Genomic DNA, 26512 nt, shown 5'->3' with positions numbered 1-26512 from the left:
CGACGATCGTCGGGACGCAGGGCCGTATGCTATACGGCGTTTTGCCGAATGTTTTCGATATATTGTTTGGAGAAAGCCATCTGATCCGGCTTCGCTTCTTCCATGATGATCTGGACGCCCGGCTTATACTGGTTGAGCAGCTTCATGTACAGTTCGTAGTTCATTTGCCCGAAGCCGGCCGGTACCGTAACCAGCTCCCCTTGCTCGTTGAGCGTCCGGTCCTTCGCATGCGCCGCGATGACGCGTTCCCCCAGCAAGCTGAACGCTTCCTCGATGACGTCGTTCTGCTTCTCGAAGTTGCTGGTCTTGAGCAAGTTGCCCGGATCGAGCACGACGCCGATATTCGACGACGGCACTTCGTCCAGCATGCGTCTCAGCTCGGGCGCGGTGCCGATCAAATGGCCGTTCGCCGCTTCCATCCCGACGTACACGCCCCAGCGTTCCGCCTCTTCGGCCAGCTCCCGCAGCGTGTTCCGCATGGTAGCCCAATCTTGTTCATTGTAATCCCCGCCCGGATTCGTCCCCGTCTCCGCGGCGACGATGCTGCAGCCGAACGAACGCGCATGCCGCAGCAGCTCCTTGAAGCGCTCGATGTTCGTCCGGCGCTGCTCTTCGTTCCGATCGTATAAGTGTACGTAGCAGCCAAGCACGGAGATTGACACGCCCTGTTTGTCGAACGCCTCCCCGATCATCGACGCGAGACCCGGGCTCAGCTTGCCGGGCTTCGTGAAATCGTAGCCGTCGATCGCTTTCCATAACGCCAGCTGCACGTGCCGGAACCCTTTCGCCGATACTTGCTCCGCCAGCGTGTGAACCGGCAAACAGCCGAACAAATGCGCCAAAACGCCAACCGTCATGCTCCTCCACCCTTTCGTCGTTCTCTTGTTCCCTTAACCAAAGTACTTGAATACGGACGAGCGGTCAATGCGATCGATGGGTAAACTTCCGACAAAAACGGAAGCTTATCCGACGAATTTCATGCGTCGCAGCTCACCCCGTTGATGTAATACGCGTCTTCCGTGTACGTTTTGAAAGCGACTTCCAGCTCCGGGACGCCCGCCTGGCGGACATGGCGGTACACCGCCTCCGCGAACCGATCTCGCACGCTGCGGCCGCGGTCGAACCACGCAACCTCGATGAACGGGTACGTGTCGACCCGCTTCCCGTCGAATACGGACTCGACCGCGAGACAGTCGATCGTGAAATTGTCCGTCCCGCATTCGCAAATGCTCGCGAGCTCCTCCACCAAAGCGGCGCTGACGCTCCGCATCGCTTCGACGGGGATCCCTTTCGTTATTAATTGCGGCATGTCTTGTTGTTCCTCCTAGCGTTTTCCTTTGTTCGGACGTGTCGTCATGATTGTACCTAATAATGATGGCCGGAAAAAGATGCGCGACGACGCGGTCAAATTCATCGCCTGCGCGAGCGCGAGGTAAACGTCCTCGTTCCGCGCCGATGCGGCGTAGATGCGCTCGGTGAGCCGCTGCATCAGCTTCATCACGAACGATACGTCTTGGCTGGCTGCAATTTCTGGGTGGCGAAGCGCTTCTGTCAGCGCCATGTCCCACGGCTCCTGCGTCAGCGTCGGCAACGCCGTCAGGTATTGGTTTACCACGCTGTCGATATCGGCTTCGCCGCCTTGTAGGAGCTCGTATAGACGATCGGCTTCGATCGCGGCGACCGACATGCCCTGCCCGTAGAGGGGATCGAACCGGCAGTACGCATCCCCGATCGGCAGGAGCCGCCGTGGCAGCGTGCCGGGGACGAGACGTTTCCGAGTTTGAGACGGAATCCGGTACACGTGCATGTTGCTGACCGGCTCGGCCCGTTGAAGAAACCGGGAAATATCCGGCTGCGGCAAGGACGCCGCGATGGCGGCGAATGCTTCGGCGGTTTTCGGAGGCTCCTTCTTGTACCCGCCTAACGTAACCCCCATGAGGCCGTTCTCAAACGACAGCACGACGCCGGCATACGGTTGATTCGGCAGCCGCGCGGAGATCATTAAATTCGTCCAATCCCGATTGTTCTCTTCCGGATCGCGGTAAAACCGGGTCGCGTAAAACAAATCGATAGGTAGCGATTCCTCGGCGGGCTGGGGCGAAATCCAGTGCATACACGGCGACCCAGCCCCTCCAGCGTCGACCGTCAGTTCGCAGAGCAAATCCGGCAGCGCTTGTCCGTCCGCGGATTGTAGTTTCAGCCCTTCTACCCGGCTGCCGTCCGGGGACAGGATCAGTCCCGCCGCCTTCGTTTTGGGTAGGAATTGGATATTACCGTATAGCTTGAGCCGTCCGCGAATATGATGCTCGAGGAACGGGCGCGTCTGCTGCACGACGCGAATACCGCTGGTGAAACGCGGCTTCCATTGTCCGAAATGGAACCATCGGAGATCGCGGGTAAAATCCGACGTGACGCTGCCGGCATCGATACATTGCTGGATCAGGCCCGGAAACAGCTTTTCCAAGATCGTCTGCCCCCGCTGGAGCAGCACGTGCGAATGATTCGCCTGGGGCGTCCGTTTCCGCGGCTCGACGCCTTCGGGCAGTTCGTCGGCTTCAATTACGACGACCTCTTCGAACGCATCGGCCAGCACTCTTGCGGCCAGCATCCCGGCAATGCTACCGCCAACGACGGCGGCGCGACCAGCTATACGTGGGGTGCGAGATTTCAATGGTGTGCTCCTTATGCAGATTCTTTGGCTTGCTCCTGAATCAGTTCGACCTGATCCGCCCCATTTCCTTCCTTCAGATCTACACCGAAATAATCGGGGTTGCCCTTCCAGGTTAGAAGCACAAAACCCACCTGTCGGCCGTGAACCTGGGGTGGGTTTTTACTTTCTCTTGTAGTTATTCCCGATGAATGTTAAAAGAGCTAGGACAAAGGATGCGAAGAGGATCATGATCGTTATCGCGTCTTTCAACTCCATGGTTTCACCTCCTTTCGAAGGAAACCATGCCCACCCAAGATTCAATTGTACCTCATGATTCTACCATTTATATCCTAATAGACACAGAATGTTTGTTCGTTATTTAAATGTTTTATTCTACGTGAAGCTGTAACTGTTCATGATTTAATCTTAGTAACGCGAAGCGAAACTATTCACGAATTACTCTTCACGATGTAGTTCTGAACTATGTACACTCCGAGGTTTCCTATAACGTCTCGTCTTACTCATTCACGAACCCCCGAAGAAGGTTGTCCGCAGCACCCGCTCCCTCGAATGATCTTCTGCGGACCGAGGGACAGCGTAGCTGGGCCGATGTGTGAATGCGGTGTTATACGACGTAACCAACTTCTTCGAAACAACTCAAAGACGAACATTAAAGGAAAAATGTTCGTAAATCTTCATTAGTATTTCTTTTTAATAAAATCTATAACTTTATCTATTCTAGTATCTTGGCCTATACAATAGCCGTAAAAATGATTTCTTTTAGTTTTCGGCATATTTCTCAACGAATATATTATCCCTTGTCTAACCCATGAAGAGTAATTTTTATCAAATAAACTTAAAATCCATTCGTAGTCAGCCGAGTCCCCATGTTTCCCTAAAAGTAATAAAGCATTTATTAAAACAGCATCGTGGATCTCCTTATTAGAGTTCATGATATGTTCTCGAATTGAATTGACCTCATCGGTTCCAATAGATTTAAACTTACTCATTAATTGCAAAAACCACATGATTTGCCAATCGTAATTTGTTAATTCGTCTTTAATAAATGATGCTATACTACTACTGATATAATATTTCCCCTGTTCATCAGCTATTTTATACAGACTATATAGATAGCCCACTACCTGAGGTGTAACAACTACAAGCCTATCTAAATTTTTAATTACATCCTCCAAAATTTCTTCATCTTGAAAATTATTTAAGTGCTTTAAGCAGAAGCGAGTTATTGAGGGCATGGGATATTCGAGGCTCAATTGCTCCCTAAATAATTCCCTGGCAGATGTTAAATCAACATCTTCATCATCGGCATCCTCTTCTTCAAAGTCAACATAAGGGTTAAAAGAAAAATTGCTAGCTGACCGTATTTCGTCCTTGATTTCTTCTATTCGCTGTTTGTGAGGAAATAGTATCTCCTCGATCTGTTCACTAGGGATAATTTTTGTTTTAGCATCATTTAGGGTAAGTCCTAACGAAGCTAATTTCTCTTCAAGAAGTAATAACACGCTTTGTGCTTCTAAGTAACTATTAACTCCAATTCGTATATCATCAACAAAGCGACAGTACACATAACCTTTACGCATCATAAATTTATCAACAGGATCCAGATAGATGTTACCCAAATAATCAGAAGGCCAGATACCCTGAGGTATGCTGTATGAATTTCCTTTCCGCCATTTTCGTAAAAGCTCACAAAGGGATTCAACAATTGTCGGTGTTGCCCCAAGACCCCTTAAAGTGTTTTCCAGCTCATGATGATAAATTCTCTCGAAATAAGAAGATACATCCGTAACTATTACATATTTAAAATCATTACTAATTTCAATTGTTCTTCCCTCGAACGTTGTGTATGAGGCTCTTCCTTTTAAAAACATTTCCGAAGATGTTCTATTATTGTTATATCTATAACTATGTACTATTCTATCCTCGACGGGGACTAATTTCTCTTCAATTTCATCAGCTATTTCATCAACTAAATATTGATAATAAATTCTGTCTTCTATTTCAGGAACAGAGCCGGGCCTTGTTGTGTAGGATGTTTTTGGTACTCTAATAGTTCTTAACGATTTTGGCTTATATTCTTCTTGTTTCAACATGTTATCAACAATTCCTTGTAACAATTCATTTTTATAATAATCAAATACTTCATATTCAAAATCACCAATAATAAAATCCGTTCTTCTGTCTGCTTTTACTCTTCTCCAAGATATTTCTATTTTCTCAATGAGTTCCACCTTGTAACCCCCCCCTAGGATAACTTAGTTGATATACATATTTTACCACGTATAGAAGTATAGTCATACTTCGAGAATGGTTATGTCGTATAACGTTCCTCGTATTCACGAACTCCGGTAGGGAGTTGTCGCAGCAACCGCTTCCTCGAACCCGCGTCTGCGACCGAGGGTGCCAGCCCGATGCGTGAATACGGTGTTATCGGATTTTAATGCCATCTTCGAATCCTCATACATAATTTTTTCATTAATAACAAGCTGAATTATTTCCTTTAAATAGCTGAACTCTTTAATTCTTTTTATAAACTTATTAGAAAACATTAATACTGACATCATTACACCTGTAGAAAATAATAAATAAAAAAAAGAAATTGTAGTATTTAATATATTTAATAAAGAACTAATTGCAATAAACAATGAAACACCGATGGCAGCTAAGGTAAACACTTTATCTACATTCTTTGCATCTTCGATTCCAGCATTTATATGTGTTAGTATTATCTTTAATTCATTTAACGGTAATTTCTCATATACAGTTTTTATATAATTGCTTTCAGCGATAAGGCTCTTATAAGCTTCTGTATTACTATCTATATTGAATAGTATTTTTTCCAAATTCGAATAATTAAAAACTTTCTTGTTAATTCTCATATCATTCTCTCCTTATCTTTAATTGCAGCAATTTCCGATAACGGCTTCTGCATTCATGAACTCCCGTAGGGAGTTGTCCGCAGCACCCACTTCCTCGAACTCACTTCTGCGGACCGAGGGACAGCGTAGCTGGCCCGATGTGTGAATGCGGTGTTAGGTGAAGGATCTCTGAGTTACCATCACACTATCTTTAGCTGTTTCCATCTATCTAACCATTTCTTATCATAAATTCGCTTCATGAAAATAGATCGATCGTCACAATATTTACTTTGCCTTAACTTTAATTCAAACAGATCCTCTAATCCATGAGGAGCGATTACTTCGATTCTCCCCTGATCCGTTAACTTGATTCCTACCGCTGTATCTGTTTCGGGCCATCGCTTCATTGCGTCATCTAAACTTAAATATGGTTCATGGTTATTCCTAAAGTGCATCCTTGCTTGATTCTTAACTGACCAGTTTAGATTTGAATTTATGGCTCTTAGCTGTTCCTCATATTTCTTGTCTGTTCCCTCTGTAATGTCACTTGCTTCATAATAGATGATATCTACATCCTCAAAGATTAAAGTCTCTTTATTGTTGTGTAAATAATCCCAAACTTGATTGCGGACATACCCCGCCGCAATGAACCAGTTCTTTAACTTTAATGACTTTACCGCTTCTAAATCTCTGACTGATCTGGGATTCATGAGCATAATTTCTATAAGTTTTTCTTCAAGCATTACTGAATCCGCCCTGACTAAATTAATCTTCGATCTTTCGCCTAACGTCTTCTGCATTCACGAACCTCCGAAGGAGGTTGTCCGCTACTTCCGCTCCCTCGATTGATCTTACCGAGGGCCAGTGTAGCTGGCCCGATGCGTGAATGCGGTGTTAGATGAAGTTGCTTGCTTCTCCGATTAACTAAACAAACCGATGATTTCTTTCCAATAAAATCCCAGTAGGAAAACTAGTATTCCCGACACAATACTAATAATAAAATTAATAATTCGTTCGAGATTTTTCCCTTCATTTACTGAGCTTTTAATGGAATTTATTATAGGTTCAGCATTATTTCGCCCAATTTCAGCCAATTGCATATAATCCTTAACAAGCTTCGATTGAGATTCAATCTCTTCTTGTATTTTTGACAATTTATCCTTCCTATCATTTAAGATATTATCTAGTTCTCCTAGCAAATTTGATGTGCTTTGTAATGATTCAATTGCCTTGCTTATCTTTATCTCTATTTCATCATCCTTATCCAACAGTTCCCTTACCAATCTTTTATATTCCTCATTTGAATACGGACGGTAACCAAAACCTATGCCGCCGGGAATTAATAAATCTAATTTAAGTACCCAGATGATAATCCTACCAATCATCCTTACTATAGTCTTAGACATTAGACACCTCAAATTTCAATCTTTTTCAAGCAATTTCATCTAACGTCTTATTTCTGAAGTAGTAATTCCCTTTACAAGAACTATTCGCGAACTTCGGATAATTACCTTCATTAAATTATACAATTTTCCAGGGAAAGGAACATTTCGAAAAATTAAAAATCCCGCATGTATTTGCGGGATCAGTTTAATATCATGTTCTCGTAGTTCATAAGCTTGAATAACACGGCTGATGCCACCAACCCAATACCGTGTGCGGTTAATAATCAGAACTTCACGAAAACCGCCCCGGCGCGAACGTGCCGAGAGGCACTGGCGAAGCCTCTCCGTCGACGAGGGCGGCGGCGATGCGGGCGGTGATCGGGCTCAGCAGGATGCCGTTCCGGTAATGGCCCGCGGCGAAGACGACGTGCGGCGCTTGCGCCAACGGTCCGAGGAGCGGGAAGCCGTCCTGCGTGGCGGGGCGCAGGCCCGCCCAGCGATGGAACGGCTCCATGCCCGCGAGGAACGGGAACAGCCGCTCGCTCCAGCGCCGCAGCCGGGCGATACCGCGCTCGGTGACGGAGCGGTCGAAGCCGGCGACGTCTTCGGAGGCGCCGCAGACGAGCGAGCCGTTCGCCTTGGACACCGCGTAGCCTTGGCTGCTGAACACCATGCGGCGCACGGCGCCGAGCTCGGCCGCATACGCGCAAATTTGCCCGCGAATCGGGTAAATCGGCAGCGCCAGGCCGAACGTCCGCTCCAGCTCCTGCGCCCAGGCGCCTGAACAGATCAGCAGCCGCTCTCCGCGGAATGTCCGGCCGTCCCGGCTCCGCAGCACGACATCCTCCTTCCATTCGAGGATGTCGACGCTCTCGAGCCCCTCCTGCACGTCCGCGCCCAGCTCCCGGCACGCCTGCTCTAGCGCCTTCACGTAATCCGGCGCGTACAAATGGCACTCCTCCGGCACGTGCAGCGCGGCGACCGCTTCGCGGGTGAGCCCCGGCTCCAATCGCCGCAGCGCTTCGCCTTCGACGATACCAGCCTCGGTGTAGACGCCCTGCCACCGAAGCCGGCTCTCCAGCGCGAGCAAGTCGGCCCCGTGGAACGCGGCGTACAGGCTGCCGCTCCGAGCGAACTCGAAGTCGATGCCTGACAAACGCTTCACGTCGTCCGCCCATTGCGGATACAGCCGAAGCGACGCCAACCCGAGCCGGAAGAAGTCGTCGGCGCTCTCGACGTTCTCGCTGAACGGCGCGAGCATGCCGGCCGCGGCGCCGCTCGCCTGGCCGCCGCAGCGGCCGATCTCCAGCACCGTGACCCGGTGCCCGCGCATGAGGCAGGCGAGCGCGCAGGAGAGGCCGATGACGCCGCCGCCCAGCACGAGGACGCGCCGGCTCATTCCGGCAGTCCGGCCGACGCGGGAACGGAGATAAGCTCTTCCAGCCCGCTGCTGGCGCTGGCGTATTTCTTCTTCGGGATGCGTCCGGCCTTACGGGACAAATAACCCGCTTCGATCGCAAGGCGCATCGCCTTCGCCATGCGCACCGGGTCCTTCGCCTTCGCCACAGGCGTATTCATGAGGATGCCGTCCGCGCCGAGCTCCATCGCGAGCGCGACGTCGTACGCCGAGCCGAGGCCGGCGTCGACGATGATCGGCACGCGCGCCTGCTCGGCGATCAATCCGATGTTATACGGATTCAGAATGCCGAGCCCGGTGCCGATCGGAGCGCCGCCCGGCATGACGGCGGCCGCGCCCGCTTCCTCGAGACGCTTGCACAGGATCGGGTCGTCGGACGTATACGGCAGCACCGTGAAGCCTTCCTTGACGAGCTGCTCCGTCGCTCGGAGCGTCTCGAGCGGATCCGGCAGCAGCGTGCGCGAATCGGCGCTGATTTCAACCTTGACCCAGTCGCTCAGGCCCGACGCTCGGGCAAGCCGGGCGATGCGGACCGCTTCCTCCGCCGTCCGAGCGCCCGACGTGTTCGGTAGAAACGTATAAGAGCCTTCCAAATGCTGCAGGATCGAATCGTCTTCCGCCGCATCCAAATTGACGCGCCGAATCGCGAACGTCAGCACTTCCGCTCCCGAGGCGCGGATCGCCTCCCGCTGCACGAACGGATTCGGGAACAGCCCAGTGCCGAGAAAAAAACGGGACGTCAACGCTTTTCCACCGATGATCAATGCATCTTCTGCCATCACGTTACCCTCCTCCGACGAATTGAACGAGCTCGATCCGCATCCCGTCGCGGACCGGCGCGCCGTCCCATTGCGGCTTCGTCAAAATCGCGCCGTCCGCTTCCACGATGACAGGTTTGCCTTCGAGGCCGAAGAAGCCGATCACATCGGCGATCGTCTTCGCCCGCACCGTCCGGCGTTCTCCGTTCACGATCAATGCCACTTCCGAAACTACCTCATTCCCAGCCGCAAGCTCATGTCCAGTCCCAGAGCCTTGCGCAACCTCTGTCATGTCAACGCCTCCTTGCAATCTCCGCTGCTCGGTCGATTTTCTCGAGGAACGCCCGGCACGTGCCCGCGACGTCGGCGCTGCCGACGATTTCGCTGACGGCGCAAATGCGCGTCGCCCCCGCGCGAAGCACCTCGTCGACGTTATGCAGCTTAATCCCGCCGATCGCAACGAACGGGATGCGGATTTCGGCCGCAACCTCTCGCACGTACGACGTCGTCACCGGCGCGACGACGTCCGACTTCGTCTTCGTCGGGAACACCGGGCCGACGCCGATATAATCGGCGCCATCCCGCTCCGCTTCCCGCGCTTCCTCGATCCGATGCGTCGAGATGCCGATAATCCTGCCTGGTCCGACGATCCGCCGCGCCTCGGCGATCGGCAGGTCGTCCTGCCCGAGATGAATGCCGTCGGCGTCGACTGCGAGCGCCACGTCGATATGATCGTTCACGATGAACGTCGCCCCGTACCGCCGCGTCAGCTCGCGCAGCGCCTGCGCTTTCCGCAGCACGTCCCGCTTGCTCCCCGTCTTGTCGCGCAGCTGCACGATGTCCGCGCCGCCGCGTATGGCTTCCTCCATGACGGTCAACAAGTCCCGCCCCGGATGGAACTCCTCGCCGGTGATGGCGTAAAGCCGAAAATCCCGCATCGGCGCCGCCTCCTCCCTACGCACGGACGAACGCGTCGTTCGTCGCCACAGGCCACTCTTCGACCTTGTACGCCATGTCGAAGAACATATACTCCAGCTGGCAGCTCAGCAGGAAATGCTCCCGCATGCGCGCGCGTTCCTCTTCGTTCGCCTGCTCCGCCCACGCGTCAAGCCGCGTAATGAGCTCGTTCATGCCGCTGCGGATCTCGTCGTTCGCATAGAACGAAATCCACTCGTAGAACGGATGCTCCGGTCCCGGGCGCACGGTGTCGACGATATGCTGCGCCGCGTCGATGTACGTCCACGGGCAAGGGAGCAGCACCGCGTAAATTTCCCCGAGCGTCCCTTGGTGGGCCACGGTCAGCATATGGCGCGTGTAATGCAGCGCCGTCGGCGCGAGCCGGTACCCTTGCAGATCCTCGTAGTCGACGCCCGCGACGCGGCACAAATTGTTGTGCGGGTGAATTTCGCTGTTCAGAATAAATCCGATTTTCTCATGGAACATAGCGATGTCACGACGGTCTCGGCACTTGGAGATGCCCAGTCCGTAAATTTGCATATACACGTTCAAATATTCGAAGTCCTGCTTCACGTAATGCACCAATTGCTCCTTGCCGAGCTGCCCGTTGGCGATGCCTCGCAAAAACGGGTGAGCGTAAATCGCCTGAAAAATCGGGTCCGCTTCCTGCCGCAGCTGTTCAGAAAATTTCATGATCCATTCCTCCTCGGAAAAGTTTCGGAATATCCACCAAGGGGCCGGCTCGCTCGAGAACATAAAAAAGCCGCTCCCCATGGAGCGGCTTCATCGGCATCGGTACAAAACATGCAATGCGAATGGACCTTGCTCCACTTTCCTACGCTGGTATGATCCAGATCAGGTTCGAAGGGTCCAAGGAATGTTCCTTGTCTCAGCCGCTCGGCGGCTCCCCTAGTGGTTTCCGTTATGCTATTCTTTTCCAAAGATACAACCGGCTCCGCCGACTTGTCAATACCGAATTTGAAAGCGCCGCGCCGAGGAACCGGATGCCCTCCGATGCGACGCATGCTTACCAAGCGTTCCTGATCAGCGCGGATCGGACGGAACAGATGCCGCGGACGACGGCTCTATGAAGGCTGCGTAGGGCTCGAAGGGTTCGGACCGTTCGGAGGACTCCTGATCGTTCGCCTCGGCGTAATGCAGACGAAGCCCGCGATCGATGGCAAGCGTCATCGCCAGGTAGACGGCCATAGCCGCAACGTCGATGACCGCTCCCGTCAAATACAGAGCATCGCTCGCTCCCTCCGGATTGCGCAGAAGCAGCCGGTTGATGGAGTTCCCGACGAAAACGACGATATACAGCGGAACGATCAAACCATGCACGAGCTTAGCGAAGCGGGCTGCCGCTTGCCGTCGATACAAATAACCGCCGATCTGGGAAAACGTGCTCCCGATCCCCCATAAATTCACAAGCGGAAGCATTCGAACGATCGCCCCGGCATTCGAAATCCGGTAATCCGGGTACCGCCGGCGAAGCGATCCATGAACTTGCACAAGCCAAATAAAATAAGTCGCGAGCACGACATAGTACAGCGCGGTCGCGAAAACGATGAGCGACTGATCGATGCCGAAGTAAAGGTTCATATACGTTTCGAAGTCGTAAACGTAAATCGCGGTGAAGACAGCCGTCGCCGCATTCACCGCGAAACCAACGGTCAGCAAAATGAGATGGATGCGGCCGATCGATTTCGCGGGATACGAGACTTCGTAAGGCTTGGTCATACGGTCAACTCCTATTCTCGATTTAAATAAGCGATAGCGTCGTCCAACGTCGCTACCGGAACGACCCGCAAATCCAAGCCGTATTCGCGCTGAATGCGCTGCGCCTCCGCTTCGTTACCCCACTCGCCTAACGTATCGGTATCGGCCGGAATGAAAAAGACGTCGATTCCGGCATCCGCCGCCCCTAACAACTTTTGCTTCAAAGCGCCGACGGAGCCGACGCGGCCATCGTGATCCAAAGCGCCGGTGCCCCCGATCAATCGTTCGCCTCCGCCGGAAAAGTCGATACCTTGCTCTTCTTCGTACATGCCAAGGGCGATCATCAAGCCAAGCGAATCGCCGTAATAGCCCTCTAATTGTGAAAGCAGATTGTCGATCCTCGAGGAAGCGTCCCCTCCACTCGCAATCGCATCGTTCCCGTCCTCCACGGTCAGAGCAACCGCCGCTACGGCATCGTGCACGGCAGACGTCAAAGGCTCTTCATCAAACATCTGTTCGGCGAACAACTCCTCCTCGGAACGTTCGAGAGGCGTAAACTCGAGGTGACGAATTCGGTCTCTGTGGGAGAGGTACAAGACCCAGCGTTCGAACCTGTTTTTCACGATGCCGCCTTCCACCACGCTGAAATACACGCTGCCGTCGATCCCGAGCTCCCGGACGGGAACCATGTCCCCGCGAAAGTTGAATTCCGCAGGAGCAGGCGCTGTCCCGACGACGGTCGCCCCCAGCGGGAGCAGCAGCAGCGCCAGCGTAATTATGATTTCTTTGGGTACTCGAACGCTCCATCTTCTTACTTTTTCCATCGGAAAAGTCAGCCCTTCGTCGCCGCGTCATTATACAACTTAATATATTTAATCGTTTTCGACGCAGAAGCATCAATTACCTTTTTTTCACTAAATTAAGAAGGGATTTCATCGCTTGGGTGAATCGGGATGCTTTCCCGCAAAGCTTTTCCGGTACTGGCTCGGCGTCGTGCGCATGATTTTTCTGAAGACGCGGTTGAAGTGCGGAACGCTGTCGAAGCCGGACATCTCGGCGATGTCGATGATCCGCTTGCCGCTTTCCCGCAGCAGCCGCTGCGCCGCTTTGACCCGCACGATTTGGACATATTCGGAGAACGAAAATCCTGTCGCTTTCCTGAACGTTCGGCTCAAATACGAGGGGCTGACGTAGAAGCGATTCGCCAAGTCGGCTTGAGAAATGGGCTGGGCGTAATTCGCGTTGATGTATTTGACGATGTCCTCGATCTTCTGGCTGGCCGCGCCGGGCGCCGTTTCCGCTTGGCCGGCCTGCTGTTCGCATGCGCGGACGACGGCGACGAGCAGCTGAACGAACAGCGTCTGGAGCATCAAGTCGCCGCCCGTTCCGCCCTGCGCCTTGGCGGCGAGCATGCGGACCATCGTGTCCTCGACGTCCCGCTGTGCGAGCGGGTCCAGCCGCAGCACCTTCGTCTCGGGGCGAAAGCAGGACAGCAGGAACGGGAGCTGATCTTCATATCGGCTCAAGAATGATTCGCGGAAGCTGATCAGCATGCGTTCGTGATCGGGGACGCCGGTGTCGAGCGTTTTGTGCACGTCGTATTTCGCGATCAGGACCAGGTCCCCTTTTCGAATCTTGTAGGTCACTCCCTCGATGAAATAGAAGCGTTCGCCTTCCAGTAAATAGTACATTTCGTAGGCGTCATGGAAATGGTCGACGGTCATCGAATAATGCCCCGTACGGCGGACGCGGCTGATATGCAGCAATCGGATTCCCTCCCGGGCAGATCAAGGACAAAATATGCAAAGTTTATGCAATAACGGCATGATCCGCGTAGAAATACAACTTTTCCTGTACTATTCTAGCATTAATTCCAGAGGGAGGTATACAAGATGTGGGAACGAAAGCGGTATGCGCACGTCGGTATCGGGGGCCGCGCGGGGTTCTTCTATGAGGCTGTCGTCGGCACGTATCGGGAAACGTCCGAATTAGTCGCGTTCTGCGACGTCAACCAGACGAGGATGGATTACGCCAACCGGCGTCTGCAGGAGAAATTCCCGGATTTCCGGCCCGTGCCGACGTACAAGGCGGAAGCGTTCGAGCAAATGATTCTCGAGACGAAGCCGGACGTCGTCATCGTGACGACGATCGACCGGGCGCACCACACGTATATTATTCGCGCGCTCGAGCTCGGCTGCGACGTCATTACGGAAAAGCCGATGACGATCGACGAGGAGAAGTGCCAGGACATTTTGGACGCGGTGAACCGAACCGGCCGAAACGTGCGGGTGACGTTCAATTACCGTTACTCCGCGCACGCGACGAAAATTCGCGAACTCATTCGCGACGGCGTCATCGGCGACGTGCTGCAGGTCAATTTTCAATGGCTGCTCGACACGCGTCACGGCGCCGACTATTTCCGCCGGTGGCATCGGGACAAGCGGAACAGCGGCGGGCTGCTCGTCCATAAATCGACGCATCACTTCGACCTCGTCAACTTCTGGCTCGCCACGGAGCCGAAGCGGGTGTTCGCGATGGGCGATCTGTTGTTTTACGGCAAAGAAAACGCGGAAAAGCGAGGCGTCACGAAGTTTTACCAGCGCGCCTACGGCAATCCGAACGCGCAGGACGACCCGTTCGCGCTCCACCTCGACCGCTCTCCGTCGCTGAAGGCGATGTATTTGGACGCGGAGCACGAAGACGGCTACCAGCGCGATCAGAGCGTCTTCGGGGACGGCATTTCGATCGAAGACACGATGAGCGTTCTGGTGCAGTATAAAAATAAAGCGATCCTCAACTACTCCCTTCACGCGTATTCGCCATGGGAAGGGCAAATGGTCGCGTTCAACGGCACGAAGGGCCGCATCCAGCTCCATGTCGGCGAGAAATCGTACGTGAACGCCGGCGGCAAGCAGTCGGACGAAGGCGCGGCGAAGGTGCGGCAAATTTTCGTGCAGCCGATTCAAGGCGAACCGTACGAGGTGCCGCTCGAGCATGCAGCCGGCGGCCACGGCGGCGCAGACCCGATTTTGCTCGAAGATTTGTTCGGCACGCCGCAGGACGACCCGTTCCATCGGTCGGCTTCCCATATCGACGGCGCGATGTCGATTTTGACCGGCATCGCGGGGAACATTTCGCTTAAAACCGGCCAAGCCGTCGAGATCAAGGATTTGGTTCGTTTTTATTAATTACGAAAGCCGCGAAAAACCGTCCGAGCGATGCTGCCCGGACGGTTTTTCGGTTTATTCCGCTCTGATGCGAAGCGTTCGGCCCGGCTGCATCGAGATGCGGTATGCGGCGCTTCGATTCGGCACGGCCGCGACGCTAGTTCCCGCCTCGCCCGAAACCCGATACGCGTCGAACGTTTCCGGCAGCAGCAGCGTAAACTCCGCCGCCCGTTCCGCGGTCAACTCCGCTTCGAACCGCCCTTCGCCGCGATCCCAGCGGAAGCTTACGGTTCCTTCGCAAAACCGGAAGCCCGCCGCTTCGCCTCGGCTCCATCGCTCCGGTACCGCCGGCATCAGCCGAACGACCCGGGGAGAGACGTACAGCAGCATCTCCTGTACGGCGTTCGTCACCCCGAGATTTGCGTCCAGCTGCACCGGCGCTTGCGCCTTGTTCATCGAGACCCCCATCTCTCTCCAATCGTTGTGGAGCGTGAACAAGTTGCCGATCAGGCAGCTGCGCGCCAGGAGATCGATCGCCTCGACCGCCCTCTCCCCGCTGCCGAGACGGGCGTAAATCGCGGCCATATGAGCGAGCGACCAACCGGTTTGGGCGCCGATGCGCCTCAGTCCGACGGCGATTTCGAACGCATCGAACAGCTCCGGGTCGTCCTCCCGCGTCACCTCTCGGCCCGGAAACACCGGATACAGGTGCGACAGATGGCGGTGGTCGTAGCGGTCGTCGAAGTCCGGATGCATCCATTCGCGGACGGCCCCGTCTTCGTTCGTTACATACGGCGGAATGCGGCGCAGCATCCGTTCCCACCGCTCGACATCGTCCGCGTCCGCCCCGATCCGCCGCCCGGCTTCGATCAAATTCGTGAGCAGCTCCTTCAAGATGGCGAAATCCATCGTCGCGTCGATCGCCGTCGGCATCGGATGGTCGAGCGGCTCGCCGGGCGCCGGCATATGATTGCCGGGCGTATTTTCCGGAGACACCGACGGGTACATGCGGTAATTGCCGTTCGCATCGTCGACGAGGAAGTCTTCGTAGAACGCCGCCGCCTCCCGCATGAACGGCATGGCTGTGTCGCGCAGAAAGTCGTGGTCCCCGGTAAACAAAAAGTATTCGTAGTAATGCCTCGCGAGCCAGCCGGCGGCTCCGGTCCAGTTCAGAATGACCGGGACGATTTGGTTCGGCGAGCCGATGCCCGGCGTCGTGCCGGCGGGAATGTAGATACCGCGGCAGCCGTACAGCTTGCGGGCGTTGTCCCGGAACGCGTCCATGAGGCCGTCGTAATGGCGAAACAGCGCCTTCGTCAGCTGGACGAGACCGCCGACGGGTGCATGCCAATTCATCATTTGGATGTTTTCGTTCGCCATGTAGTGGCACCACATGAGCCGGTAATCGCCGCCCCATAGGCCGTACAACGGCATCGGCGGGCCGTCCTCCCGGGTGGCGGAGATGTACAAATATCTGCCGTACGCCCACAGCTTCTCGATGAGCGCGGCCGGCGCTTCTCCTTCGTAGCTGTCCAGCAGCAGCTCTTCGTTGGAGCGCTCTCGCTCGGCACCGGAGGCTCCGAGGGAGAGCGATGCGCTCAAGAACAGTTCGCCGTGCAGCGCCGCATGCCGCTCGAGCAGCTGCTCGTAGCCGTGTTCGATCGCCGACAGCTCTTCTCGGAGACGCCTCCAATCGCGGCCGCGCTCGCCGTTCGCGAACGGCTTCACGAGCACGAGCGCGCGAGACGAACGGCGGATGCGGATGCCGTCCCCTTCTCGCGCCGCCTCGCCGTCCGCGAGGACGACCCGCAGGACGGCGCCGTAATCGCGCCCGTCTTCGTTCGCCGCCGCGTAACAGAGAAATTCGCCGTCCGCCTCGCGCGCAATCGTCTGCCGCCTCTCCTCCAACGCTTCGTTCCACTTCGGATTGTCGCTTGGGGGAAAGTCGAGGCGCAGCAGGGCGTCGATCGCCGCTTGATCGGCTTCGATCGTGTAAGCGATCAGGTCGTCCGCCCTCGAGACGAACAGCCTCCTCGCGTACCTCGCGCCGCCGTCCCGCCACGACACCGCGATTTCGCCCGTGCTCATGTCGAGCTCCCGCCGGTACGAACGGAACGCGCGCTCGACATGCATCGTCAGCAGCAGATGGGCGAGCGGCACGGGCGAAGCGAGCGTCGTCGCGTATCCCTTTTGTCTCAACGCGCTCGTCAAATGCCAGTTGGCCTCCATATACCGCCCCTCGTCCATCAGCCTTCGGGTTTCGGGCAGCGTGTAACCAACGTCCGGCAGCTCGTCCTTCCGGCCCCAATGCCATAGTTCCGCGTGGTTAATCAGCACGGTTTCGTCCCCGACGGCTCCGTACACGGAAGCGCCGATCCGCCCGTTGCCCGCGGGCAGCGCATCGCGCCATTTATTTTTCCACCACGAGGCGGGGTATTTCATGGTCAGAATGTATTTTCGATCCGTTGCCGTTCGCATGTGCGTTCCCCTTTCCGGACACTCTCTTTTTATTTTCCGCTGAGCCCGTCTTCCGCTCTACGCGTTTCATGCCCCGTTTGGCAGAACCTTGACTTATTTTGCTGTCCGCCAGGCGAAAAAAAAGACCTCTTGCGAGGTCTTCCTTGCTTGTTATTGCGACGTATAAGCGTTGACGAACGTCGGCCCGAGCAGACCGGACGGCAGCGAAGCGCGGTCATACCGGTTCGCGAGCGAATTCGTCACTTCGACGCGAAGCCGATTGGCGCCGGGCTGGAGCCGATCCTTCACGGACCACCGGTACGGTCCCCATAGACGGGCGCCGAGCTCGTGCCCGTTCACGACGACGCGGGCCAGCTCGCGCACGTCGCCGAGGTCCAGCACGATGTCGTCGAACGCGTCGGCCGACGCATCCCAATCTAGATCAGCCTCGTAGATGATCGTGCCGGAGTAGTGCTCCATGTCTTCCCATGTCGTCCAAGAGGACAGCTCGACTCGGCCGCGGCCCTCGACGGACCATGCGTCCGTCAGCACGACGCGGCGCGCGAGCCGAACGGACGGCGCCTCCCGCGTCTCCAGCGGCTGCGACGGATCGACGGCGACGACGAGGCATTCCCGCCGTTCGAGCCGAAGCCGGACGTCCGTTCCCGTACCGTTCGGCCGCGCGGCCGCGGGCGCCGCGGTTCCGTTCCAGCCGTCCCACAGCTCCGTGCGCCCCTGTTCGGCGATCGTCAGCGTGCCGTCGTACGGCGTCTCGCCTTCGTTCGCGATTACATACAGATGAACGCCGTCTTTCGCGACGTGGCTGATGCGCAGCTCCTTCGCCGCCGGCGCGAGCGCGGGCTTGCCCAGCGCGAACCGCTCCGCCGCTTCGGCGAGCTCCTCGACCGATTCGAACGCGGTCTGCCCGAGATCCGGAGCGCCGGACCCCGGGCCGCCGGCCCACTCCAACGCGGTGCCGCCCGCGCGGACGAACGATGCCAGCGCGCTCCGCGTCGCCGGCTCCAGCAGCGCGCCGCGATCGTACAGTACCGTATCGTACCGATAATCGCGGACGGCAATGGCCCCTTCTCCTGCTTCGACGCCTTCCTGGAGCAGATCCTCTTCCACATAATTGAACTCGATCTGCCTCTCGAACAGCGGCTTCGCGATTTCCCACGGGAGCCGGTCGGCTTGACACAGCACGGCGACGTTCGTCACGTTGCGGCCGTCCGTCATCGTCCAGCTCATCCGTTTGATGTAACGCGCGAACCTGGCGAACTCCGGCCACCAAATATTGTTCGGGCCGACGTCGGGGCCGCGTTCGTACAGCCGTTTGCCTTCGATCGAATAATAAAACGCATGCGGGCTGATCAGGTTGACGCCGCGAACGAACAGCCAGTCGAGGTACCACTTCAGATCGTCGGCGGTCAGCGACCAGCTGTGGTTCGTGCCGCATACGCCGAAGCACTCGTTCAAGTTGCGGCGCCGTCCGCGATGGCGCGCCGCGTCCGACGAGCATTTGCCCAACGTGGAGTGGCGCCCGGCGACGCCCTTCTCCTCTTCCGGCGCGACCCATCGCCACACGACGTCTTGGCCCGGAATATGGAAATAGTTGAGCAACCCGATATCGTCGCTCGCGGCCGGGTGACCGGTCAGCGCGATGCCCTTCGACTCGCACCAATCGTGCAGCGGCTTGTAATAAACGCGCTCCATCCGCTCCCGAACCGTCTTTCGATACATGGCGCGAATCGTCTCCGTCCGCTCGCCCGCATCGTACCAGAGCGCCGCCAGCTCTTCGATCCGTGCGCCCGCGGCGAGGTAATCGTCCAAGAAGTCTGCGGTCCACGGCTGCATCCCTTTCCGATGCCCGCGCCCGAGCAAATCCGGCTCGTCGGTAAACATCGCGATGACGGTGGAGCCGAAATACGCCCCGATTCGGCGGAAATACCGCTCGTGCGTCAGCTCGATAAAAGCGCTCACGGCGTCTTCGTTCAGCAAATCCGCGGCGCGCGGCGCATTCGGTTCTCCGTCGTCTTGGCCGTAATGGATGCCCCGGATTGTCCCGAACGAATACGAATCGACGAACGCGAGGAGCAGCCAGTCTTCCCCGTCCGGCGGAGCGAATCGCACGCGGCCGTTCTCCGGCGCAAGGACGACGGCGCTCTCTGCCTGCACCGCCCCTTCGCCGGCGGAGCGGACCGCTTGGACCGATACGAGCCGGTCGCCCGCATCCTCGTCCAGCGGAACTTCCCACTCGACGGGACCGCGCGCGGCATGCTCCAATTTGCGCAGCCCTCGGCTCGCCAGCTCCGGATTTCGCCGCACGATCTCGCCGTTCGCCGCGCCCGAAGGGTACATCCCTTCGTCGTACAAGATGACCTTCATGTTCAAATTAGCCGCTTCGCGGACGGCCGCTTCCACCAAATCCATGAACGCATCGGATAAATACGGCATGCTTTCGGGAATGCCGATGCGCGGATGCAGCACGAACCCTTCCACCTCTTTCGCGCGAAATTCGCGAATTTGACGGATCAGTTCTTCTTCTTTCAATTCATCGTTCCAAAACCAAAACGGGATCGGCGTGAACTCTCCCGAAGGCTCCATAAATCGTTCTCTGGCACGCTTCAACATTGATTCGTTCCTCCAAGCAGTTCAGCTACATTCCATAACCTACTATGAACGCAGCGGGAATTTCGCGCAATTGCATATTTTTGTCCATGGGGTGCATGAATGTCGGCCGACAAAAGAGTCCAACCCGCGCAATAATTTAAGATTGCAATCCAAGGTGCCGTTAAGGTATTCTAATCGTTGGCACTTCACCATGTTCTTTCAATCGGCAGGGGGTTTCTATGGTTACGGTGTATTTGGCAGGTGATTCTACGGTTCAAACCTATAGCGAAGCGGAAGCGCCGCAAGGCGGTTGGGGACAGTTTATCGACCGGTACGCGACCGACGACGTCCGCTTCGACAATCGCGCGATCGGCGGGCGCAGCTCGAAGACGTTCATCGAGGAAGGCAGGCTGGACGCGATTTGGGCCGACATTCGCCCGTACGATTACATATGGGTGCAAATGGGACATAACGATGCAACGACAAGCCGGCCGGATCGCTATACCGAGCCGTATAAGCAATACAAATCGTACTTGAAGCAGTACGTGGAAGGCGCCCGATCGCGGCAAGCGGTACCGCTGCTGATCACCCCCGTCGGCCGCCTGCACCTCGGCGAGGACGGGCGCTTTATGAACGACTTCCCCGATTACTGCGAAGCGATGAAGCAGGTCGGCGCGGAGACGCGGACGACGGTCGTCGACCTCATGTCCGCCAGCCTAAAATATTACGAAGAAATCGGCTTCGAAGAGGCGCAAACGCTGTTCATGGTTTCCGTGAACGGTACGGATCTAACGCATTTTACGCGCAAAGGGGCGGACGCCATCGCCAGGCTGCTCGCGCAGTTGATCAAAAGACAAGTCGCGGCGCTGAGCCGATTCTTTTAAAAAAACACGTAAGGAGCCGGCTGCGAAGCCCGGCTCCTTACGTGTTTATTTCGCCGCCGGCTCCAGCTTCGGCAGCATTTCGAACGCGTCCGGCATCTCCACCATATACAAGTTAGCGTACCCGTTCTTGTCGCTCGTGAACAACAGCTTCGACCCGTCGCGCGTAAAACGCGGATGGGCGTGCACCTTCTGCGAATGAAAGCTGCACCGCAGCTCGCACAGCACCCGCGGCCCGTCGATCGCGCCGTCCGCTTCCTTCCAGACGCACAGCGTCCTCACGTCGCCTTTGCCGTCGACGACGGCGAGACCGGACCCGTCCGCATGGGAGTGCCATGTGTCGAAATCGAAATCCGTCTCCTTCATCCCCGAGTTGTCATACCGAATCCGCCCGAAGAAGTTGGTCCCGTCCGCCCGAAAGCCATGGTAGCCGATCGTCACGCCGTCCGGATAAAAAAATTCGTGCCCGACCTTCTCCAGCGGCTCGAGCCGTTCGCGGATTTTCCACGCTTCGCCGGTGTCGAGATTCAGCCCCCAGATGCGGTGATCGACGAGATGCCACGGCCCCTCGTGGCAAAACGTGATCAAGTGCGGCACGGTCGGCGAAGCGTTGATGTGCGTAATAAACCGATGCGCTTCGTACACGGTATCGGCATCGCCGGTGACCGCGTCGATGCGCAAGATGCGGCTGTGCGGCGCCGCCTCCATCAGCTCTCGATGGCCGACGTAGCCGTTGCCCAAGTCGAGGCGGATGCGGTGCGACAAATCTTCCTGCAGGCAGGTCAGCACATAGCGGCCGTCGGCCGTGCAGCTCACATTGCCGATCTTGTAGCCCTCGGGCGCCGCGAACAACGGACGTTCCTCCAGCGTATCGAGCCGGAGCGCGGCGATGTTTTGGCCGGTTTTCACGAACGCGACGTCCCCCTGCGGACGAAGGCAAGCGCCCAAAGCGTCGTTGTTCTCGTAATCCGTCAGCTGCGTGATCGCCCCGTCGTCCAGATCGATGCTGTACAAATTCGTCGCGTTGTTCCGGTCCGAGATGAACAGCAGCTTTCGTTCGTTCGCATACCACCCGGATTCGGTAAAATACAAATGATAGCTGTGCGTTTTATAGTCGGTCAGCTGCAGCACGTCGATGCCGGTGAAGCGATCCGAATACCGTTTCCATTCCGCAGGATACACGGTGCCTTTGCCCATGCGGCTACCCCCTTTATAAAATCGGATGCAAACCTTCCCAGCGAACGGACCACCCGTCCTTCGGAAAGCCAGGATTCGGCTCCCCGTTCCCGTCGTGCCAGCCGGCCGCCATCATCGCGACCGCGATCAGCAGACCGCCGTTGCCCGGCAAATAGGCGGTCAGCCCCGGGCGTTGGTAGTTGTGGCCGTTCGGGAGGTACGTATTTTTCGTCGTGTCCATGAGCAGGAAATCGACCGCCGCCTGCCGTTCGCCGAGCCGAGCCGCCGTCATCGCGCTCATCGGGAAATCCCATCCCCACGCCGATTCCCAATGCCAGACGTCCCGCACCTTCGCAAGCGTGTTTCGCATCGTCTCCCGGTCGACCAGCGTTCCGGGCAGCATCCCGAGCGCGCCGAGCATCGACGGGTGATCTCGGTTTTTCGCCGTGAACGTATCCGGGCACAGCTCGTGCGCGAGATACACGCCGTCCCGCTGCGGCGGATGGGCCATCGCGCCGGCGACTTTCGCCCACATCGGGTTCGCGCGCAGCCCGAGCCGTTCCGCCCAACGGACGGCGATTTCGAGCCCGTACTTCCAATATTCGAGCTCGTACGGCGGATTTTTCCCCTCGTGCATATGGTGGCACTCCTGCGCCGGAATGAGCGGCGGGCCGAGGTCGTACGATCGGCGGGCTTCGTTCCAATGGGCGAACGACACCATGAAATCCGCCGAGGCGAATACGAGGTCCGCGTACCGCTCCAGCGTGTCCCGGTTCGGCTCCGCCCGGTACAGCAGCTCGGCCAGCGTCATCGGATGCGGCTGCTGCCAGATGAGCCCCGGCGCGACCGGAGACGGGCTTTGCTTGCCGTCGAAACCGACCATCTTCGGCCACCGCGCGCCTTCGTAGCCTTGCGATGCAGCGAGCTCCTGCGCCAGCGGCAGGATAGCGTTGTACCAATCCATGCTTTTCCGGAGCAGCCACGGGCGGCCCCACAGCGGGAAATGCGCGGCATGCCACCAATGCATCTCCAGATGCATTTTGCCGAACCAGCTGTTATACATAAGCCCCGTCTCCTGCGGAGGGAGCGAGCCGCCGCTGTGAATCGCCGTCAAATATTGCGACAGCACGACGCGCCGCTCCAGCTCGAACGCCCTCGCATCCAGCGATCCCGAGAAATCGACCGCGCCGCCGTACGTCCAGAACGCTGTCCAATGCTCCCGGCTCGTCTGTTCGGCCTCCTCCGGAGTCGTCGGCTCGGGATCGCGGTCCGGCGCGAAACCGACGGCGAACGAGAGGGTCTCCGCGTCGCCGCCCGCCCCCGTCAGCGTAAATTCGTGGACGCCGGTCCGCTCGAGACGTCCTTCTGCCCAGTCCCAGCGGACGCGGTAGCCGTCCTCGTCCATCGTCCGCCGCAGCGCGACGGACGAGGACGTTTCATGCTCGACAACCGTTCGGTGGCGGTCGTCGCGATCCCAGGCCGGGAACACCGCCTTCGACCAGCTCGTATGCGTCATGTCGGGCGCGGGAAAGCGCAGGAAGACGGCGAGCCGCCCTTCGGCGATCAGCCGCGACCGGACGCTTACGCCGACCGCATCGCGCTTCGCGTGGCAGCTCGTGACGACCTCGACCGGAACGCCGTCGAGCGCGAACGCGCTGCGGGCGACGCCGGTCCACAGGTCCAGCTCCTGCCGGACGTTCTCCAGATCGCCGAGCTTCGCCTCCGCGCCGTCCTTGCGCAGCAGGCGGAAAGCGATCCGCCCGAGCTGCAGCCTGTGCGGGTTTTGCCGCAGCCAGTGGTACGCTTCGGCCTTGTCCTCCGGCTTCATCGGATACGGCACCGGCCGGCCGTACGTATCGAATCGTTGATACGCGGCATCGTCCGCGGCGAAGACCGTTCTCCCTCCCGTATAATGCCACCCCCAATTCGACTGCGTGCCGAGCGGCGTTTCGTAATCGTCGTAGAACGTCTGCAGTCCGGTGACGTCGACGCTGAAGCCGAACTCGCCGTTCCCGATCGACAGCGGCGCGAGCGGCTCGGCCTTCGTCAGCACCGGATTATGGCGCGAGACGATTTCCTTTCGATTCAACGTTGTAGTCCCTCCCTCGAAGCTCGGAGGCGGCGGTCGTTTCGTGCGCCGCCTCGAGCTTGTATTTCATCATCTCGCGGTATTTGCCGGGCGTAATGTTTTTGTATTTCCGGAATACGCGGATAAAGCTGTTCTCGTGCTGATAACCGACCTTGGCGGCGATATCCGAAATTTTTTCGTCCGTTTCGACGAGGAGCTCTCCGGCTCGGTCCATGCGAAGCTTCGTAAAGTATCCGTAAATCGTGTCGTCCATCTCCTGCTTGAACAGCTGGCTGGCGAGGCTGACGCTGACGCCGACGGCGTCGGCGATCTCCTGGATGCCGATCGGCTCGCCGAGCCGGCCTTTCATAAACTCGATCATGTTTTGACAGAGCGCGTAGTCTTTGCGTTCCATCAAGCCGCGGATGCGTGCGGACGAGGCGGACGCGCGCCCTGCGAACCGCTGCGCGATTTCCTCCAGCGATAGCGTATCAACCTCCTCGAGCGAATCCGTCTCCTCCGCGTCCGCTTCCCCGCGCTGCTCGATGCGGCGCAGCCGATCCGCGGCGCCCCGCAGCAGCTTCAGCGCCGCGGACGGGTAATACTTCGTCTCGCGCAGCTCGTGCGCCATCCGGGCGACGGCCTGCAGCGCGCGGGATTCGTCGCCCGATTCGATCGCGGCGGCGAGATCGTCGATCCAAGGCTCCTTCGCCGCAGCCGGCGCCAGCTCGTGATCGAGCACCTCGTCGAAAAACGTGACGCTGCCGTAGCCGCGGAACAGCCGATAGCCCAGCGCGTTCTCCGCCTCCAGCATCGCCTGCCGCAGTCCTCCGGGGTCGGCGAACGGGGCGCTCACGCCGAGCGACACGCTGAAGCCGAGCATGCGCCGCACGACGTCGATCGCGTCCGCGAACGCTTCCACCTGCGGCGCCCCCGATCCGCCGCGCGTCGGCTGCAGCAGGACGGCCAGCTTATCCTTGCCGAAGTCGGCGCACGAGACGCGCCATTCTGACGCCAACAGCTCGGCGATCACGTTCGCAAGCGCGAACTTGAGCAGCGAATGGTCGGCGGTCGGATAGCGGCGCGACCATGCTTCGTACCGGTCGATCGACAGCACCGCGAACGTCAGCGGAGCATCGGTCCACCCGTGGAAATAGCTGCTCCATTTCTCCTTCAACTCCCGCTTGCTGTGGACGTTGCCCATGTAGACGTCGTACAAAAATTTCGACGACGCTTCCGGCATCGTCTGCCGAATCAGCTGCGCCAGCTGGGCGTGATCGCTCAGCAGCTCGGACGTCAGCCGTTCCAAATGCAGGAGGTCGTCAGGCGAACGGTTCGGATCGCGGTCGTTCTGATTGAACAGCCGCTGCATGCGCCGAATCGGGCGGAACGCCACCGATTGGATGTACGCGATCGCGGCTATGCCGAGGAGCAGCGCCGCAGCGGACACCGACAGGACGACGTTGCGGACATGCTTCGATTGCGCGAGCAAGCTGTCTTGGGAGACGTACGACACGTACGTCCAGCCGGTTAGCGGCGATTCCAGCCGATTCACCAAATAGGAGGCGCCGTTGTAGCGGAACTCGCCGATCTCCTCCCCTTCCGAATGCTGCGGCGCGGCGCGCACCGTCTCCGGATCGAAGCCGCCGCCCGCGACGGAATACAGCGTTTCCCCGTCGAGATCGACGATGAACCGCGCACGCTCCAAACCGGACCGATGCGGCGGATGAAGCTTGGCGAACAGCTCTTCCTCCTTCAAATTGATCGCGACGATGCCGCGGAATTCGCCTTGAATGAGAATTTTGCGAAACAGCGTCAGCTCGGTGCCGCTGTTGCGGACGCCCGCGCCCGAAGGCACCGAACGTTTGCGAACCAGCATTTTGGCGTCGCCGAATTCGTCCGCGACGCTCACCCACTGCGAATCGACGAACGTTACGCGGCTCGAGCTGTACCCTTGCGGCGTCGCCACGAAGCTGCCGCGCGCTAGATCGTGCACGTAAATGCTGTCGATGTACGACGTGTTCGCGATCAGCGTATCGAAGAATTCGTAAATTTTGCTGACGTTGTCGTACGAATTTTGGTTCTCCGACGTCAAGAACGTGTAAACATTCGGATGCAGCGCGACCGTTACGGCGATTTGATCCGTTTTCTCGATATACTCGTCGATGAAATTCATGCTGATCTGGAGCATTTGGTGCTGCGGTTCGCTTAATTCGCTCTGCAGGACGGACTTGGACGTGTAATAGGAGGTCAAGCTGACCCCCGAAATGATAACGCAAACGGAGACAGTCAAAAACAGAACGAGACGGGTTTGCGTGTTGGTCAACGTATACGCCAGCCATTGTTTCACAGATTGCATCATTCCGTTGTCCACCTTTCACAGTATCA

Annotated in this window: 23 protein-coding genes and 1 riboswitch; of the genes, 2 read left to right on the top strand and 21 right to left on the bottom strand. The window is 57.1% G+C overall.

The window, feature by feature from the left end; genetic code table 11:
• Positions 1 to 29: 29 nt before the first annotated feature.
• The 16 genes from VE009_RS23385 to VE009_RS23310 form a co-directional block, all read right to left on the bottom strand.
• Positions 30 to 857, bottom strand: coding sequence for a sugar phosphate isomerase/epimerase family protein (locus VE009_RS23385; RefSeq protein WP_325011880.1), 828 nt, complete (start codon positions 855 to 857; stop codon positions 30 to 32).
• 119 nt (positions 858 to 976) lie between these two features.
• Entirely contained in the window at positions 977 to 1309 is a 333-nt protein-coding gene (locus VE009_RS23380; protein ID WP_325011878.1) for a DUF1904 family protein, read from the bottom strand.
• A gap of 15 nt (positions 1310 to 1324) precedes the next feature.
• Positions 1325 to 2608 carry a hypothetical protein gene (locus VE009_RS23375; protein ID WP_325011876.1) on the bottom strand — a complete coding sequence of 428 codons (1284 nt, stop codon included), beginning with the start codon at positions 2606 to 2608 and terminating at the stop codon, positions 1325 to 1327.
• Between the two features lie 222 nt (positions 2609 to 2830).
• Positions 2831 to 2899 (bottom strand): putative holin-like toxin, encoded by a 69-nt coding sequence (locus VE009_RS23370; RefSeq protein ID WP_325012157.1) that lies wholly within the window; start codon positions 2897 to 2899, stop codon positions 2831 to 2833.
• 449 nt (positions 2900 to 3348) lie between these two features.
• Positions 3349 to 4902, bottom strand: coding sequence for an RNA-directed DNA polymerase (locus VE009_RS23365; protein ID WP_325011874.1), 1554 nt, complete (start codon positions 4900 to 4902; stop codon positions 3349 to 3351).
• 105 nt (positions 4903 to 5007) lie between these two features.
• Positions 5008 to 5550 (bottom strand): hypothetical protein, encoded by a 543-nt coding sequence (locus VE009_RS23360; protein ID WP_325011872.1) that lies wholly within the window; start codon positions 5548 to 5550, stop codon positions 5008 to 5010.
• A 179-nt stretch (positions 5551 to 5729) separates the two neighbouring features.
• On the bottom strand, positions 5730 to 6329 hold the full coding sequence (locus VE009_RS23355; RefSeq protein WP_325011870.1) for a nucleotidyltransferase family protein: 600 nt from the start codon (positions 6327 to 6329) through the stop codon (positions 5730 to 5732).
• A 120-nt stretch (positions 6330 to 6449) separates the two neighbouring features.
• The gene (locus tag VE009_RS23350) at positions 6450 to 6935 is read right to left on the bottom strand and encodes a hypothetical protein (RefSeq protein ID WP_325011869.1); all 486 of its coding nucleotides are present in this window, start codon (positions 6933 to 6935) and stop codon (positions 6450 to 6452) included.
• 271 nt (positions 6936 to 7206) lie between these two features.
• Positions 7207 to 8313: a glycine oxidase ThiO gene (gene thiO / locus VE009_RS23345; protein WP_325011867.1), complete on the bottom strand. Its 1107-nt coding sequence runs from the start codon at positions 8311 to 8313 to the stop codon at positions 7207 to 7209.
• Positions 8310 to 9110, bottom strand: coding sequence for a thiazole synthase (locus VE009_RS23340; RefSeq protein ID WP_325011865.1), 801 nt, complete (start codon positions 9108 to 9110; stop codon positions 8310 to 8312). The genes thiO and VE009_RS23340 overlap by 4 nt, the downstream gene beginning before the upstream one ends.
• A 4-nt stretch (positions 9111 to 9114) precedes the next feature.
• Complete coding sequence (gene thiS / locus VE009_RS23335) at positions 9115 to 9381, bottom strand: sulfur carrier protein ThiS (protein ID WP_325011863.1); 267 nt, start codon at positions 9379 to 9381, stop codon at positions 9115 to 9117.
• Position 9382: 1 nt separating this feature from the next.
• Positions 9383 to 10027 (bottom strand): thiamine phosphate synthase, encoded by a 645-nt coding sequence (gene thiE / locus VE009_RS23330; protein ID WP_325011861.1) that lies wholly within the window; start codon positions 10025 to 10027, stop codon positions 9383 to 9385.
• A gap of 16 nt (positions 10028 to 10043) precedes the next feature.
• Positions 10044 to 10739 (bottom strand): thiaminase II, encoded by a 696-nt coding sequence (gene tenA, locus VE009_RS23325; protein ID WP_325011859.1) that lies wholly within the window; start codon positions 10737 to 10739, stop codon positions 10044 to 10046.
• A 122-nt stretch (positions 10740 to 10861) separates the two neighbouring features.
• A riboswitch (TPP riboswitch) is annotated at positions 10862 to 10967 on the bottom strand.
• Positions 10968 to 11090: 123 nt separating this feature from the next.
• Positions 11091 to 11786 (bottom strand): hypothetical protein, encoded by a 696-nt coding sequence (locus VE009_RS23320; RefSeq protein WP_325011857.1) that lies wholly within the window; start codon positions 11784 to 11786, stop codon positions 11091 to 11093.
• 11 nt (positions 11787 to 11797) lie between these two features.
• Positions 11798 to 12589 carry a S16 family serine protease gene (locus tag VE009_RS23315; RefSeq protein ID WP_325011855.1) on the bottom strand — a complete coding sequence of 264 codons (792 nt, stop codon included), beginning with the start codon at positions 12587 to 12589 and terminating at the stop codon, positions 11798 to 11800.
• A gap of 108 nt (positions 12590 to 12697) precedes the next feature.
• A complete protein-coding gene (locus VE009_RS23310) occupies positions 12698 to 13531 on the bottom strand; it encodes an AraC family transcriptional regulator (RefSeq protein ID WP_325011853.1) in 834 nt (277 codons plus the stop codon).
• Between the two features lie 126 nt (positions 13532 to 13657).
• Here VE009_RS23310 and VE009_RS23305 point away from each other — a divergent pair, with 126 nt between their 5' ends.
• Positions 13658 to 14953: a Gfo/Idh/MocA family oxidoreductase gene (locus tag VE009_RS23305; protein ID WP_325011851.1), complete on the top strand. Its 1296-nt coding sequence runs from the start codon at positions 13658 to 13660 to the stop codon at positions 14951 to 14953.
• 54 nt (positions 14954 to 15007) lie between these two features.
• Here the strand turns inward: VE009_RS23305 and VE009_RS23300 are convergent, their stop codons facing one another.
• On the bottom strand, positions 15008 to 17410 hold the full coding sequence (locus VE009_RS23300; protein ID WP_325011848.1) for a glycosyl hydrolase family 95 catalytic domain-containing protein: 2403 nt from the start codon (positions 17408 to 17410) through the stop codon (positions 15008 to 15010).
• 150 nt (positions 17411 to 17560) lie between these two features.
• Positions 17561 to 20020: a glycosylhydrolase-like jelly roll fold domain-containing protein gene (locus VE009_RS23295; protein ID WP_325011846.1), complete on the bottom strand. Its 2460-nt coding sequence runs from the start codon at positions 20018 to 20020 to the stop codon at positions 17561 to 17563.
• 218 nt (positions 20021 to 20238) lie between these two features.
• On the opposite strand from VE009_RS23295, the gene VE009_RS23290 reads away from it, so the two are divergent.
• Positions 20239 to 20883, top strand: coding sequence for a rhamnogalacturonan acetylesterase (locus VE009_RS23290; RefSeq protein WP_325011844.1), 645 nt, complete (start codon positions 20239 to 20241; stop codon positions 20881 to 20883).
• Between the two features lie 45 nt (positions 20884 to 20928).
• Here VE009_RS23290 and VE009_RS23285 read toward each other — a convergent pair whose 3' ends face one another.
• Genes VE009_RS23285 through VE009_RS23275 form a run of 3 tightly spaced genes read right to left on the bottom strand, consistent with a single transcriptional unit; the run spans position 20929 to position 26486 of the window.
• On the bottom strand, positions 20929 to 22077 hold the full coding sequence (locus VE009_RS23285; protein WP_325011842.1) for an oligogalacturonate lyase family protein: 1149 nt from the start codon (positions 22075 to 22077) through the stop codon (positions 20929 to 20931).
• 13 nt (positions 22078 to 22090) lie between these two features.
• Entirely contained in the window at positions 22091 to 24145 is a 2055-nt protein-coding gene (locus tag VE009_RS23280; protein WP_325011840.1) for a glycoside hydrolase family 65, read from the bottom strand.
• The gene (locus VE009_RS23275; RefSeq protein ID WP_325011838.1) at positions 24114 to 26486 is read right to left on the bottom strand and encodes a helix-turn-helix domain-containing protein; all 2373 of its coding nucleotides are present in this window, start codon (positions 26484 to 26486) and stop codon (positions 24114 to 24116) included. The genes VE009_RS23280 and VE009_RS23275 overlap by 32 nt, the downstream gene beginning before the upstream one ends.
• Positions 26487 to 26512 lie beyond the last annotated feature (26 nt).

Source organism: Paenibacillus sp., from assembly GCF_035645195.1.
GTDB lineage: Bacteria > Bacillota > Bacilli > Paenibacillales > YIM-B00363 > Paenibacillus_AE.
This window is presented reverse-complemented; position numbering and strand designations above follow the sequence as displayed.